Source organism: Rhizobium sp. 01N424 (genome assembly GCF_056399485.1).
Genome location: NZ_JBFTRK010000013.1, coordinates 42,312 through 56,115 on the forward strand (window position 1 = coordinate 42,312; position 13,804 = coordinate 56,115).

11 protein-coding genes and 3 pseudogenes are annotated in these 13,804 nt (G+C 58.7%); 6 read left to right on the forward strand and 8 right to left on the reverse strand.

All coding sequences use genetic code 11. From position 1 onward, the window contains the following. Window positions 1–7: 7 nt before the first annotated feature. Together AC1DNK_RS25355 and AC1DNK_RS25360 are read right to left on the reverse strand one after the other, a co-directional pair. Window positions 8–1,885 (reverse strand): amidohydrolase, encoded by a 1,878-nt coding sequence (locus AC1DNK_RS25355; RefSeq protein ID WP_477943891.1) that lies wholly within the window; start codon window positions 1,883–1,885, stop codon window positions 8–10. Between the two features lie 68 nt (window positions 1,886–1,953). Then, entirely contained in the window at window positions 1,954–2,250 is a 297-nt protein-coding gene (locus AC1DNK_RS25360; RefSeq protein ID WP_477943892.1) for a XapX domain-containing protein, read from the reverse strand. Between the two features lie 478 nt (window positions 2,251–2,728). Between AC1DNK_RS25360 and poxB the strand changes: the two genes are divergently transcribed. From poxB to AC1DNK_RS25380, 4 genes and pseudogenes are all read left to right on the forward strand, one after another. Continuing rightward, the gene (gene poxB / locus AC1DNK_RS25365; protein ID WP_477943893.1) at window positions 2,729–4,465 is read left to right on the forward strand and encodes a ubiquinone-dependent pyruvate dehydrogenase; all 1,737 of its coding nucleotides are present in this window, start codon (window positions 2,729–2,731) and stop codon (window positions 4,463–4,465) included. 310 nt (window positions 4,466–4,775) lie between these two features. Next, window positions 4,776–5,408 (forward strand): DUF433 domain-containing protein, encoded by a 633-nt coding sequence (locus tag AC1DNK_RS25370; RefSeq protein WP_477943894.1) that lies wholly within the window; start codon window positions 4,776–4,778, stop codon window positions 5,406–5,408. Next, window positions 5,405–5,782 (forward strand): DUF5615 family PIN-like protein, encoded by a 378-nt coding sequence (locus tag AC1DNK_RS25375; protein ID WP_130685659.1) that lies wholly within the window; start codon window positions 5,405–5,407, stop codon window positions 5,780–5,782. Before AC1DNK_RS25370 ends, AC1DNK_RS25375 begins: the two co-directional genes overlap by 4 nt. A gap of 354 nt (window positions 5,783–6,136) precedes the next feature. Then, window positions 6,137–6,577: pseudogene (locus AC1DNK_RS25380) on the forward strand (hypothetical protein); the annotation flags it as partial. Here the strand turns inward: AC1DNK_RS25380 and AC1DNK_RS25385 are convergent. Beyond that, window positions 6,578–7,576 (reverse strand): annotated as a pseudogene (locus tag AC1DNK_RS25385) (DUF4158 domain-containing protein); the annotation flags it as partial. A 552-nt stretch (window positions 7,577–8,128) separates the two neighbouring features. Between AC1DNK_RS25385 and AC1DNK_RS25390 the strand changes: the two are divergent. Then, window positions 8,129–8,623 (forward strand): PTS sugar transporter subunit IIA, encoded by a 495-nt coding sequence (locus AC1DNK_RS25390; RefSeq protein ID WP_477943895.1) that lies wholly within the window; start codon window positions 8,129–8,131, stop codon window positions 8,621–8,623. Window positions 8,624–8,767: 144 nt separating this feature from the next. Further along, a complete protein-coding gene (locus AC1DNK_RS25395; RefSeq protein ID WP_477943962.1) occupies window positions 8,768–9,130 on the forward strand; it encodes an alanine racemase in 363 nt (120 codons plus the stop codon). A gap of 91 nt (window positions 9,131–9,221) precedes the next feature. Here AC1DNK_RS25395 and AC1DNK_RS25400 read toward each other — a convergent pair. The 5 genes and pseudogenes from AC1DNK_RS25400 to AC1DNK_RS25420 all read right to left on the reverse strand — a co-directional run. Next, window positions 9,222–9,773: pseudogene (locus tag AC1DNK_RS25400) on the reverse strand (trimeric intracellular cation channel family protein); the annotation flags it as partial. A 206-nt stretch (window positions 9,774–9,979) separates the two neighbouring features. Continuing rightward, window positions 9,980–10,462, reverse strand: coding sequence for a M20/M25/M40 family metallo-hydrolase (locus AC1DNK_RS25405; RefSeq protein WP_477943896.1), 483 nt, complete (start codon window positions 10,460–10,462; stop codon window positions 9,980–9,982). A gap of 366 nt (window positions 10,463–10,828) precedes the next feature. After that, window positions 10,829–11,686, reverse strand: a complete 858-nt coding sequence (locus AC1DNK_RS25410; RefSeq protein WP_477943897.1) for a universal stress protein — start codon at window positions 11,684–11,686, stop codon at window positions 10,829–10,831. A 147-nt stretch (window positions 11,687–11,833) separates the two neighbouring features. Then, window positions 11,834–13,135: a PQQ-dependent sugar dehydrogenase gene (locus AC1DNK_RS25415; RefSeq protein ID WP_477943898.1), complete on the reverse strand. Its 1,302-nt coding sequence runs from the start codon at window positions 13,133–13,135 to the stop codon at window positions 11,834–11,836. Further along, window positions 13,135–13,566 carry a DUF2231 domain-containing protein gene (locus tag AC1DNK_RS25420; RefSeq protein WP_477943899.1) on the reverse strand — a complete coding sequence of 144 codons (432 nt, stop codon included), beginning with the start codon at window positions 13,564–13,566 and terminating at the stop codon, window positions 13,135–13,137. Before AC1DNK_RS25420 ends, AC1DNK_RS25415 begins: the two co-directional genes overlap by 1 nt. Window positions 13,567–13,804 lie beyond the last annotated feature (238 nt).

Below are 13,804 nucleotides of genomic sequence, written 5' to 3' on the forward strand. Positions count from 1 at the left end.
CCCTGCTTCAAACTGCCCAGCAGGCGCAACCAAGCGCGCCGAAAAAGCCTTTGAGATCAGCGATCGGCAGGGTCGATGTCCACGCGCCCGCATGGTCATGGCCATGCACGTTGCAGTCATTGGCGCATCCGCAAGTCGAAATCGCAGTGCGCCGCAGCGACCGCTTTCCGGCCCCTCCCGGGTCACCCCAGGCTGCATAGCCGCCGAATGTCCGCACAGGCGACCAGTCGGGCATAGCCGGTGGAACGTCGCTCTCATCGTATTTGGCGAAATCGCCAGCGCCATAAACGATCTTGCCACCGACCATGGTGAGATCCGAGGTGAGGAACGAGATCTCGTCCTCAGAGCAAGCGAAGAAGTCCTTGTCCGGAACGACCAGATCGGCGAACTGGCCCTTTTCAATGCGGCCCTTCTTGCCCTCTTCGTTGGAAAACCATGTGACGTTCTCCGTCCACATGCGCAGCGCAGTTTCTCGATCCAGGCAATTGGCGCGCGGATAGAGTTTCATGCCGCCGACAGTCTTGCCGGTGATCATCCAGGACAAAGAAACCCAAGGATTGTAGGAGGCAACGCGCGTGGCATCCGTACCAGCTGAGACCTTGACGCCCTTTTCAAGCATCTTGGCCACAGGTGGCGTGGCTTCGGCTGCACCAACGCCATAGCGCTCGACAAAATATTCGCCCTGATATGCCATCCGGTGCTGCACGGCGATGCCGCCGCCAAGCGCCGCGATCCGGTCGATCGAGCGATCCGAAATCGTCTCGGCATGGTCGAAAAACCAGTTAAGGCCTTCAAGCGGGATGTCCTGATTGACCTTTTCGAAGACATCGAGTGCGCGGCTGATCGTCTCGTCATAGGTCGCATGCAAACGCCACGGCCATCGGTTTTCGGCCAGAATGCGCACGACTTCTTCCATTTCGCCTTCCATTTCCGGCGGCATATCGGGACGTGGTTCGCGGAAATCCTCGAAGTCGGCAGCGGAAAAGACGAGCATCTCGCCCGCACCATTGTGACGGAAATAATCGTTACCCTGCTTGTATTTGACCGACGACGTCCAGTTGAGAAAGTCCTCCTTCTCTCCCTTCGGCTTCTGGGTGAAGAGATTATAGGCGAGCCGCACCGTCATCTGGTTTTCATCGGCAAGCTTCTGGATGACGGCATAATCATCCGGATAATTCTGGAAGCCGCCGCCAGCATCGATCACGCCTGTAACGCCGAGCCTGTTCAATTCCCGCATGAAATGCCGCGTCGAATTGACCTGATACTCGAGCGGCAGCTTCGGACCCTTGGCGAGAGTTGAATAGAGAATGCCCGCATTCGGTTTTGCCAACAGCAAACCTGTCGGGTTGCCATGGGGATCGCGAATAATCTCGCCACCCGGTGGGTTGGGCGTATCCTTCGTATAGCCCACAGCGCGAACGGCGGCACCGTTCAAAAGCGCCCTGTCATAAAGATGGAGCAGGAAGACCGGCGTATCGGGCGCGATCGCATTGATCTCGTCAATCGTCGGCAAACGTTTTTCGACGAACTGGTGTTCGGTGAAACCGCCGACAACGCGGACCCACTGCGGCGCGGGCGTGATTGCCACCTGCCTTTTGAGCATGTCCATTGCGTCGGCAAGGGAGCGAACGCCATCCCAACGGAGTTCCATGTTGAAGTTGAGGCCACCGCGAATGACATGGGTGTGGTTGTCGATCAGGCCAGGGAGCACAGGTTTACCTTTGAGATCGACGATCTTCGTCTCCGGCCCGGCAAACGCCATAATCTCTTGGTCATGGCCGACGGCCAGGAACTTACCCTCTTTGATGGCAACGGCGGATGCATTCGGATTAGTTCGGTCAAGCGTGGTGAAGAGACCACGGTGCAAGATCAGATCAGCGAACATGAGTTAGCTCCAGGGAAGGACGGTTGACGGCGCCGCCCGGGTTTCGAGGGACGTTGAAATGGCCGGCCTTAAGCCGGGCCTGTGCCATTTGATGGGTTGATGTTGCCGCTGTCCGCATTTTGCATATGGCTGGAACCGCTGGGCAGGTGTCCGAACATGTGCGGCTTGATCTGGTTCAGCCAACCGACAGCAGCAGGTTCCTTGGCCAGTACTGTTTTGGCGAACGGTATCACCTGCTCCCCGACAAGAATGCCCAGGAGGCCGACGAGCGCCACGATGGGAGGGGCGGGCGAACGCACATTGATCAGGCTGTAGATCACACCCACCAGCAGTCCGGCAGCAAGTGAGAGCAAATAGATCTTCATGGGGAAAATCCTCTTTAAAGGTTTTGAGCGTTCAGCAGTGTCTCGCCAAAGATTGATGCGGGCCGCATGAGGAATTCTGTCAAAGTCGCATCGCCATTGGCATGCAAGGATTATGGAAAGTATGAGGGTCTGCGTATTGTCACCAAATCTGCCTTTTGGACAATTCGCCGCAACAACCACGTCAAAGGCTTATCAGGAGCGAAGAACCGGAATTCCACGTCTAAAGGTGAAGGCTGGATCTTCCTTATAAGAACGGCGTGGAGCTGCGCGCGGACTGGCAACTGTCGGTCCACGTTGATACGGTTCGACTTGCCATTTCCCCGGCACCCGCGCGGACTGGACCAAACCGTATTAAAGCGATGTCTTCGGAAGAAGACTCATCCATATGCAGTCGTTTTTAACAATATTTTCGCGGAGGCACCGGCCAATATCGAGCGATCAAAGCCACCGTAATATCGCCAAACCATGGAGCATAACGATGACACAGACCGTTGCAGATCAGTTTGCCGCTACTTTGGCCGCCGCTGGGGTAAAGCGAATTTTTGGTGTCGTTGGCGACAGTCTCAACGGCATCACCGATGCGGTCAGGCGGCAGGGCAAGATCGAGTGGATTCATGTGCGGCATGAAGAGGCTGGCGCATTTGCGGCAGCCGCCGAGGCACACCTCACAGGTTCGCTCGCCGTCTGTGCCGGCAGCTGCGGTCCTGGCAACCTTCACCTGATAAACGGACTTTTCGACGCCCATCGGTCCCGCGTTCCCGTTCTGGCAATCGCCGCACAGATCCCCTCCTCGGAGATTGGCTCAGGTTATTTCCAGGAAACCCATCCGCAAGACCTGTTTAGGGAATGCAGTCACTATTGCGAACTGCTCGGCGACCCCGACCAGATGCCGCGCACGCTGGAAATTGCAATACGCGAGGCCGTCGGGCAGCGCGGAGTCTCCGTCGTTGTCATTCCGGGTGATATTGCGCTCAAACCGGCGAAGAACTCGTATGTCCCTAAACCGCAGACGCTGCTGCCAAAAGCGCCGGTGGCTGTTCCACCGCAGGAAGACATTGACACTTTGGCCAACCTGTTGAACGGTCAAGGGCGCGTCACCCTCTTTTGCGGCTCGGGATGCGCCGGCGCACACGATCAGGTCATCGCGCTGGCCGAAAAGTTGAAGGCACCGGTCGTGCATGCTCTGAAGGGCAAGGAGTTTGTCGAATGTGACAATCCCTACGACGTTGGAATGACCGGCCTGATCGGCTTTTCCTCGGGCTACTACGCCATGAAGGATTGCGACATCCTCCTGATGCTTGGGACCGACTTTCCCTACAGGCAGTTCTACCCAACCGGCTCTGGCGTGCAGATCGCCCAAATCGACATTCGCCCGGGCCAGATTGGACGGCGAGCCGCTGTCGATCTAGGGCTTGTGGGCGACGTGAAGGCAACCCTGGACGCTCTGTTGCCCGCAATCAAGGTTCGCACCGATGCAACACATCTGGAACAGGCTAAGACGCATTATCAGAAGGCCCGGAAAGACCTCGATGCACTGGCATCGGGCCATCGTAAGGGCGGGATCATTCATCCCCAACAGGTCGCTAAGGCTCTCAGCGATGCCGCATCCGACGACGCCATCTTTACCTGCGATGTCGGGCTTCCCACCGTCTGGGCCGCACGCTATCTGGCGCTCAATGGAAAACGCCGGCTGGTAGGATCTTTCTGGCACGGTTCGATGGCCAACGCGATGCCACATGCGATCGGCGCTCAGGTGACGTTCCCGCAGCGGCAGGTCATCTCCATGTCGGGCGACGGCGGATTTGCCATGCTGATGGGCGACTTCCTTACGCTCGCCCAGATGAATCTTCCGGTGAAGGTCGTCGTCTTCAATAATTCCGCCCTGGGGTTCATTGAAGTCGAGCAAAAGTCAGTTGGCTTCCTTCCGAACGGGACGGAGTTGAAGAACCCGAACTTCGCGGCGATGGCCGAAGCCGTTGGGATAAAAGGTGTCCGCCTGGAGCATCCGGAGGATGTCGAGAGCGGTATCCGCGAAGCGCTCGCGCACGACGGTCCTGTTTTGATCGACGCGGTCGTCGCTCGTACCGAATTGCCGGTCCCGCCTTCTATCAACGTGGAGATGGCAAAAGGCTTTACGCTCTACATGCTGAAGGCCGTCTTCAGCGGCAGGGGCGATGAACTGATTGACCTCACCAAGACCAATCTCTGGCACTAGGAGGGCATGTCAACCTTCCAGCGCTTGCCGTACCTCGCCTTGATGCCAGCAGAACCGATAGCCCTGCAATTACAACACTCAGCGAGAGCCAATCTTGTGAAATTCCCGGCTCTTGATCTTCCAGGCATCCAAGTGACGATCCGGCGCAAGCAAGTCCCTCGCCTGGGCGGAAACACTGTTTCGTGTGACCGAACGGCCGCTTGAGAAGAAGTGACCACCAATAAGCTGACTAGAAGCGAGATCGAAACGCTCGGTCGATCTTTACCGGGGACGGCACCTGCATTATATATTCTCCTCAAGGAGAATGATTATGGCCAACGCATCGTACGCCTACACGCCCGCCGAGGCCGCAGCAGTCAGCGGGATCGCTGTGAAGTCGGTGCACAATGCGATCGACAAGCGGATCATCGCGACTCATCTCATCGGCGACAAGGGTAGAGCGCTTACTGATGAGGATCTGCTTCGGTTGAAGCTCTGGTATGGCGTCGGATCGATCTTGTCCGCCGAGCGCCGCAAACGTCTTTTTGATACCATAGACCAGAACCCGAATGCCGATACCGTTAGGGCGGACGACTATCTTATCGTCGATGTCGCGCGGGCAAGGGAGCAACTGGCCGCACGTGCCGAGGCGCTTCGAGAAGCTGAACGAATGATCCAGAGTGTGAAGGGCGTCGTGAGCGGCGAGCCGGTGTTCAAGCGAACCCGTGTTCCAGTGCGAACGATCGCCGCGATGAAGACCCAGGGCGCAAGCACCGCGGAAATTGTCGAGGGTTACCCTTCGCTCACCGAGCGCATGGTGGAGCTTGCCGAGATCTGGGCTGTGGCCCATCCCGCCAGGGGACGGCCGCGGAAGCTCTCCGAGCAGGGCCTGAAGGTGAAGTCTGAGAAGCGTCTGCGAATTCGCAGCGAAAGTGCTGCTAAACCCTCCGGCTCACCTTCGTGAAGTTTCTTATTGATGAATGCCTTCACACGTCCCTCGTCGCCGTGGCGCAAGTGCACGGTCACGATTGCTTTCATGTGAATTGGCTGGGGCTGAGCGGCGAGACCGACTGGGATCTGATGCCTCGCATCGTAGCAGAGGATTTCACGTTCGTAACGAACAATGCGCGCGACTTCCGGAAGCTCTACGCAAAAGAGGCGTTGCATGCGGGTCTGGTGATAATAGTTCCCCAGGTGCTACCTGCGCTGCAACGAGATCTGTTTGCGCTCATCTTGCAGGACTTGGCAGGGGCACAGGATATGGTGAACGAGGTCGTCGAAGTGAGCCTCGATGGCGAGGACGCGGTTGTCACGCGCTATTCGCTTCCGGAGGCTTAGTCGCGCCCCCGCAACGCCCCGGTCTTCAGACCGTATCCTCGACAAGTATTCTTTGCCGACGGGGTTTCCGCTCGAGTCGATGAAGAGGCGACGACTGTCGCATCTCTAACTGGCCCAACTGTCGCATTACTAAATAGCCGTGTGACTTCTAATGTAAATGCAACAAGGGCTTAAAGGCTACTACAGGGCAAGGAGATCAGCCCTCGATCCGACCGGCTGGGCCGGGTTGAAAGGGCGGAGCGGGGGCGGGTGATGACGCACCCTTCGGCTTTAGCTTTCTCACTAGCAATTGTTCTTTTACCGCTCGATACTCGCTGGGACTTGCATGGCGCAGTTGGGGATCAAAGCCGCACGATGCTTCCGGAAATCAACCTGCAAGGTGACGTCGACATCGCCGCGCTGTCACCACTTCTTCGCGGCATGCTTCTTTCGGTTGCCTATGCTGACGGTGAGGGTGGCATAGGATTGACGGCGACCGGCGCCATGAACCGCAAGTTCGTGCATTGGGCCGCTGTGCACTTCCTCTGGCCAGGATTCACAGCCGAGGACCTCTACAGCATGAACAAGGTGCTCAATGAAAGCGACATGCCGCCGCTTTGGGTCGTGCGCGACATGGCCCGTCATCTGAAGCTTCTTCGCCGGAAAAAGGATGTGCTGCTGCCAACCAGACGCGGCCGGGAGTTTTTGGTGAACCCGCAAGCCTTCTTCGATCTGGTCGCCACGGATTATCTCTATTCCTATGTCCACGCCACCGAGCGGGAAGAGGAGGTCCGAGCGCGGTTACGCTGGTGGCGTCGTATCCAGAAACATGCGCAGCGCTTTGGCGGTGTTCGCTCTGCAGTCCATCGGTCGCTGCTTCTTTCGATTGTTGGCTTGCGAGAACAACTTGCCCATCAGCTTGATGAACATCGTCACCGCATCGTCCGTGAGCTTCTGGCAAAGCTTGATGACTTGAGCCACGATCAGAGCGTGGCGACGGCTGGCGTTGAAGTCGTTGGCAAGCCAGGCCGGCGTTGCGTTGCCCTCCCGGATCATCTGGTCCCACCGTCCGGATGATACGCGCGCCTGCAGTTCCTGATGGATCTCCAGCCGCCGCAGAAAAGCTATCCGCTCGGTCAGCCCGACGAGGTTCGACGCAGCCGGCGCTTCTGGCGCCGAACGCAGCCAATGAAAGCGCGTCTTGCTGATCGACGGATCAACCTCTAACAGCTTATCCAGTGATTGAAGCCTATCGAGCGGGATGTCTTCAATCAGGGTTTTTTCTGCCCGGCGCCGGGCTATGGCACGGCCGGCAAGGCCGATGCGTTCGATCGTGTCGATCGCCGGCAGAAGAGCTCCGCGTTCGCGAAACGCGGCGACAGTCGAACTGGCTATCGCAGCACCGTCGTCGGACATAGTCGCCGCTTGAATTGCCGCCAATAGCGCGGCGCGGCGATCTGGCGGCGTCGCGCTTCTCGTATCCAGATAGACCATCAGCCGCGACATATGATCCCGACGGGTTTCTGCACGACGTGCATAGAGGGCAAATTCGTCTGGAGCGGCGCCGATCTGATCAGCAACATACTTCAGCATGGCGCGAGGCGGAGTTTCTTCTGCTCCAAGCACTCGACCCGGGTATCGCATCAGACATAGCTGGATTGCAAAGCCGAGCCGATTGTGATTACGTCTCCGCAGTTCGATCTCCAGGCGATCCGCCAATGACAACGAATAGTGGCGGATTAAGCTGTCCTCGTCGATCGGGATATCGACAAGCCTCCGCCGATCTTGATCTTTGAGAAGCTTGCGCTTTGCCATCGCCCGACCCCAGTCATGACCAATCCGCGTGAAGCGTTGTCGAGTCGGGCCGGACAGAGAAATCAAAACTGGCGCATGTCGATGGCAATCCACAGAGATCGGATGTTGCACATCCGATCTACGGCATCGTTCCGGTTTCGTTCGACCTTAACGTACGATTTCGGACTGCTCTTGTTCTGACCCCCCTTTGCCAGGTCTTGACACTCTCTGAGGAATCCCCGAAGGCCGCGCGGAACGACTGAATGGCGAACCACGTCAGCGCGGCGAGCCCTCCCCAGCACAGCGTCGTCTGCCAGCCTTGTTCCACCGAGAAGGAGGCGGCAGCCATTGATCGAGGTGATCAAGACGACGCTTCGCAGGGACTGTGGCTGCAAGCCGATATGACTTGATTGAAATAAATAAACGCTTACATTGAAGCCATGATTACAGCCTTTTTCCACAGGGAGCCTAAGAAGCTCAAAACGGGCATTTAGCCCGGACGCGCGAACGTCGCTGCGTCCGGGAGTACCCGTTTTAGTCCTGTGTGACCGGATGTTCCGGCGAGGAGGCTTTGTGTCTGTCTGTCTCGAGATCATTCCTCAAGAAATTGTAGTTAATCTTCCCGGCACCGATCGTGTATCGGTCCTTCATAACTTGGCGTCCGTTTTGGCCTATGAAGTGCGCGTGCCACCGCGCGATATCGAGTCCGCGCTCCTTCGTAGGGAGCGGATGGGGTCGACGGCGATCGGCGGCGGCGTTTCGGTTCCCCACGCCCTCTTGGACGACATAGCCGAACCGGCCAAGTGTCTAGCAATACTTCGTCATCCAATCTGGTACGACTCTCCTGACGGGGAGCCCGTTTCGGTCATGTTGGCGTTGCTCTGGCCGTCCTCTCACGAGGACAGCTACCTTCCCTCTTTGGCGGGATTAATGCGACGACTGCGTGGAGTGAAACTTCGCGAGGCGCTTGCCGAAGCTCAAAGCGTCGAAGAAACGGCTCTAGCCCTTTCGTTTTCGCTGGAAGACGAAACTGGCAGAGACTTTGCGAACCCCCTTGCCTATTTGTGAGTGCTTACTTTGGAAAACATGATTCAGCTCTCGGGGCCAGTTCGCCTGAAGAGCTTCGCGCCTTCGGGCAACCGGCTTGTCGTCGATTTGGCCTCTCTGCAATCAAACTGCCGACGGTTTGCATGTAAAGAAAGATTCTTGCCGATGGTGGACGTTCGGAGCGACGCTCTTCGCCTTGGCGCGTCGTTACCCGTGGACACCGAAATCATAGTCGTCCAGGGAGCAGCCCCCGGCGAGGAGTTGGTGTTTGCCCGAAACCGATTAACGCCGACGCTCAACTCACTCGAACAGCTTCGGGATTGGTCGCAGACGTCGCGAGCGTCACGATGCGACCTTCCGGCGATATTGCAGTTCGACATCGGGGAATCTGGGCACAGCAGGCCATTTTATCTGGCGCTGGCGCGGGATCGTCAACAATTTCAGCCTGGATCTCGTCGTTCGAAGGGTCTGCTGCCGCCCGCCCTCGCGCGGACAGATGCGCTACAGGCAGACGCCAATCGTACCTGATTGCCATGAAGCGAAGGCCGAAGCACAAAAGCCCTCCGGCCAAGGCCGAGATGCCATAGGAAAGACCTAGCATATCACCAATGACGACAATGGACGCGCCAGCGAGTGCAGCAATGGCATAGAGATCAGAACGCAGCACTTGTGGGATGTCTGCGAGAAGAACGTCGCGCGTTATGCCGCCGCCGATGCCGGTCAGCATCCCAAGCAGCGCGGCCATTACCGGGTTCAAACCGAACTCGATCGCCTTCTGCGCGCCCGCGACGACAAAGAGCGATAGTCCCGCCGCATCGAACAGAAGCATCGGGCTACGCAGCCTGTCGACACCGGCATACCAGAAGATCGTTATGAGCCCCGCCAGCACAGAAACCAGCAGATATCGGCTATCCGTCAGAGCAGCCGGAGGAACTGCGCCGATCAGCAAACCGCGGGTGATCCCGCCAAAACTCCCGGCCACGAAAGACAGAACGAGGATACCGAAAATGTCGAGGCGACGATTGACCGAGGCAACCGCGCCGCTGAGCGCAAAGACGAAGGTGCCGACCAGGTCCTGGTGCCCGCCTGCAGCACGCCGACCGTGACAACCGCCGCATCGGTGGCGGCAACCTCGCGGGACACGATGGTCTGAAGCCGCAGGACAACGGATGCCGCCATAACAACGGGATCTATGCTTGCTTGCGGCATGGAGCCATGTGCGCCGCGCCCAATCAGTCGGATTTGCAAGCTGTCAGCTGCGGAGGTGATTGGCCCGGCGCTGCCGGCAACATTTCCGGTAGGACCGACCATGACATGCTGGCCAAGCACGACATCAGGCGTGGGGAAGCGTTTCAGCAGGCCGTCATCGATCATGGCCTAGGCCCCTTGGGCGGTTTCTTCACCAGGCTGGAAGACGGCCATCAAGGTACCCTTCCAATCTTTGCGCGTCTGCGACAACAGTGTCGCCGCACCGACCAGCCATGCGACGTGCATATCGTGGCCGCACATATGCCCTACCGGCACCGTTTTACCTTCCGCGTCCGTGGCCGTGACCTTGCTGGCATAGGCGAGGCCGGTGTTCTCGGCGATCGGGAGCGCGTCCATGTCGGCACGCAGCATCACCGTCGGTCCTTCACCATTGCGGAGCAGTCCCACCACACCCGTCTTGCCGACTCCGGTGGTCACTTCATAACCGGCTTTCCTGAGCCTATCGGCGGCGAGAGCCGCAGTCCGCGTCTCCTGCATCGAGAGTTCCGGATGGGCGTGAATGTCCTTATAAAGCGCCTCAACATCGGGCAGCAGCTTTCTCATGCTCGACGAGAGGGCGGATATGTCGTCGCGAGAAGTATGCTTCTTCATGACAATCTCCTGCCGACTTTGTGGCGACGGCCCCGCTTTTAGGCCTTCGATGGCCTAGCGTCGGTGATAATGATCATCGTTGTCACCTGTAGCGAAAGCAAGCCCAAATTCCGACGATCAACTGATAGTAATAGTGACCTCATCTCGCACTCGAGCATTCCTGGGGTGAGGCGCATCCGCCCGAGGCAAGCGACACGCGGTCGGGCGATCCGCGCGGACCTCGACCGCGCTAACCTCGCTTATGATCTAGGGACGCGCGGAGCTTTAGCGGGACCGCATCGAGCGCAACGACGACGTCACGCCATTTGAGGCGTGCTGTTGAATCCCCGGACGAACACCGACGATCATCCATCACGTAGGCTTCGATCATTCTCGGATAGGCGGCGCCGTAAAAACATCCACGTCGACCGATCGCAGAATGCTCTCCGTCACGCTTCCCAGAAGTACCTTGATGAGGCCCGTACGGCCGTGCGTTCCGATCACCAGAAGATCGGGCGCCACCTCCTTGATGGCCGCCATGATCGCTTCGACTGGGCCTCCTTCCTTGATACGCAGCGACCAGTTGTCGACGCCAAAGTTGTTCGCCTCCAGAAACGCGACCAGTTCCCTACCCGCCTGCAAACGTTCTGCCGCCACGTAGCGCGCTATCTCGTCCTTGCCTATTCCAGCATTAGACATTTTTCCCTTGGCGAACGCATCGAAGCCATGGACCAACGAAAGACTGGCGTCGCCTATCAGCCCTGTTTCCCTAGCCGTCCTGATTGCGCGTGCGGACGGCTCCGACATATCCACGGCGGCCATCACCTTTTTGTATGAATGTTCTACCTCTGCATTCACCATGAGCACCGGGCATGGTCCGGTACGGATCACGCGTTCGATGGTCGTTCCGACAAAGATATCGCGTAGCAACTGCTTGCGGTGTGCGCCCATGACAATGAGATCGATCGCACGCGCCTCGGCAGCTCTCAAAATGCCGTCGAAAGGATCGCCGGTGACAACTGCGGAGACACACTGAAGTCCCTGCAGTTCGGGGATCGAGGCTATTTGTTCTTCAAGATATCTCTGTGCCTCCCGTCTTTCGAGCTCAAATATATCTGAGGGTTGGTCATCGTCGACGACATGAATGAGCGTGAGTTCGGCGCTGGCGTCCCGCGCCAAAAGACCGGCCCGCCGAAGTGCACGTTGTGAACGGGTGGAAAAATCCGTCGCCGCAAGGATTTTCATGGCAGCTCCCCTTGTTCCTCTTCCCTGAGATCATAACCGCCTATCGTCAGCGGTATAATCTATTTGACAGTACTATCACTTGTTGGTGAGGCAGGCTGATCCAAGTCGCCTACCTGACGAGCTGCGCGGATCGGCCGCGACGCGAAGTTATCCAGCCGGCGCGGCCGTGGCAGACCGAGTGATGCGCCAGATGGTATTCGCGAGATCGTCTGCAACGATCAACGCGCCGCGTGGGTCGACGGTAACCCCGACAGGCCTTCCCCGTGCCTTCCCGTCTTCGGTCAGGAAGCCCGTTGCGAAGTCTACCGGGTCTCCGACGGGCTTGCCGTCCTTGAACGGGACGAAAACGACCCTGTATCCGCTTGGCGGCGTACGGTTCCAACTCCCATGTTCTCCCACGAAGGTTCCGTCGGTGAACCCTTCACCCATGGAGGGCATCGAGAAGGCCAGGCCAAGGGCCGCCACGTGCGAGCCGAGGCTGTAATCCGGCTTGATCGCAGCGGCGACCTTCTCGGGGTCCTGAGGCTGGGCTCTTGGATCGACGTTCTGGCCCCAATAGCTATAGGGCCAGCCGTAGAAGGCGCCTTCCCGGACTGAGGTCAGGTAGTCGGGCACGAGATCGGGGCCGATCTCGTCGCGTTCGTTGACCACGGCCCAAAGCTGGTCGGTGCCAGGCTGGATCGCTAGCGCGGTGGGGTTGCGCAATCCCGTCGCATAGGACTTGTGGGCGCCGCTCTGGGCATCGATCTGCCAGACCATCGCGCGATCGAGTTCGGCATCCAGCCCTCGTTCGGTGATGTTGCTGTTGGAGCCGATGCCGACATAGAGGAAGCGGCCGTCCGCACTGGCGGTCAAAGCCTTCGTCCAGTGGTGATTGATCACGGACGGCAGGTCCGTGACCTTGACCGGGGGACCTGACGCCTCCGTCTGACCATCCTGGTAGTCGAAGCGCACGAGCGAGTCCTGGTTCGCTACGTAGATGAAGCCGTCCACGAAGGCGAGGCCATAGGGCGCGTTGAGATTGTCGGCGAATATGCCACGCATCTCGTAGGTGCCGTCCCCGTCGGCGTCGCGCAGTAGCGTCAGGCGGTTTCCGCCCTTCTTGTCCGTCTTGCCCAGGGCCTTGATGTAGTTCGCGATAACGTCCTTGGGCCGCAGCGAGGGAGCGCCCCCGCCGGAGCCCTCTGCCACCAGGATGTCTCCGTTGGGCAGCACCAGCGTCTGGCGAGGCACCGCAAGGTCCGTCGCGATGGGCCGGATCGTGAACCCCGCCGGAACAGTCGGCAGTTCATCCCCCCACTGCGCAGGCAGGGCGATCCTCATGTCCGGCAGCAGCCCCCGCCGCGGCACCGGGAGATTGGGGTCGGGACCGTATTGCGGCGGCTCTCCGGCGTCGCTGCAGGCGGCTAGGACGACGGCGAATGCCGCGAGTACGAAACTCCTTCGCATTAGCTCACCTCCAGCGAGCGGCATCCAGAATAGCCGAGCCAGGCGCCCAAGAGGCCCACCAGCGCCACAACCACGGACAAGTAAAGCCCCGCCGGCATGACGGCCCAAGCATCCTTGGCATGTACCAATGCATTAATGAAGCCCAGCACGAACGAGCCCAGCAGCACGGCGAAGTAGGCAAGCGGCAGCGTAAGGCCGCCGCGCCGAAAGCGAATGAGATCGACCAGCGCCCAAAGGAGGGCGAACCCGTTCCCCACAAGGCCTCCCGCGATCAGCCAAGAGGAGAAGTTGGACCACTGGACTTGGAACGTGTTAAAGTAGGTGATGTCGCTGAAAAGCGCTGCAACGAAGAGCGCAAGCGGAAATGCGAGCAGCATGGCGTGAACCGGATGAAGCGGTCTCGCGTACGCGACGGTGACGTTCAAGGCCATGCCGAACCCCTATGTTGCGCCGGGTGGAAGGAAGATACCGCGAAAAAATGAAAAGTCCAAATCAAGGCATGGCAACGCAAGGAGAGGGCCGACGACTGATGTGGACAGGTAGGCGTCTGTCGAACTGTGCAGTCTTGAACGGAGAGAGCGATGTAAAAGACAGGTGTGAATGCAATCCACTCGCTCGAACTACCCCTGTCTCGGCAAGTGGTACAAAATCTGTCGGCTTGCAGAGTAC

Bases quoted from the DNA above. Each gene is read 5' to 3' on its own strand.
- AC1DNK_RS25355 (WP_477943891.1), bottom strand. From the start codon at position 1,885: ATGTTCGCTGATCTGATCTTGCACCGTGGTCTCTTCACCACGCTTGAC.
- AC1DNK_RS25405 (WP_477943896.1), bottom strand. From the start codon at position 10,462: ATGAAGAAGCATACTTCTCGCGACGACATATCCGCCCTCTCGTCGAGC.
- AC1DNK_RS25360 (WP_477943892.1), bottom strand. From the start codon at position 2,250: ATGAAGATCTATTTGCTCTCACTTGCTGCCGGACTGCTGGTGGGTGTG.
- AC1DNK_RS25415 (WP_477943898.1), bottom strand. From the start codon at position 13,135: ATGCGAAGGAGTTTCGTACTCGCGGCATTCGCCGTCGTCCTAGCCGCC.
- poxB (WP_477943893.1), top strand. From the start codon at position 2,729: ATGACACAGACCGTTGCAGATCAGTTTGCCGCTACTTTGGCCGCCGCT.
- AC1DNK_RS25410 (WP_477943897.1), bottom strand. From the start codon at position 11,686: ATGAAAATCCTTGCGGCGACGGATTTTTCCACCCGTTCACAACGTGCA.
- AC1DNK_RS25370 (WP_477943894.1), top strand. From the start codon at position 4,776: ATGGCCAACGCATCGTACGCCTACACGCCCGCCGAGGCCGCAGCAGTC.
- AC1DNK_RS25420 (WP_477943899.1), bottom strand. From the start codon at position 13,566: ATGGCCTTGAACGTCACCGTCGCGTACGCGAGACCGCTTCATCCGGTT.
- AC1DNK_RS25395 (WP_477943962.1), top strand. From the start codon at position 8,768: ATGGTGGACGTTCGGAGCGACGCTCTTCGCCTTGGCGCGTCGTTACCC.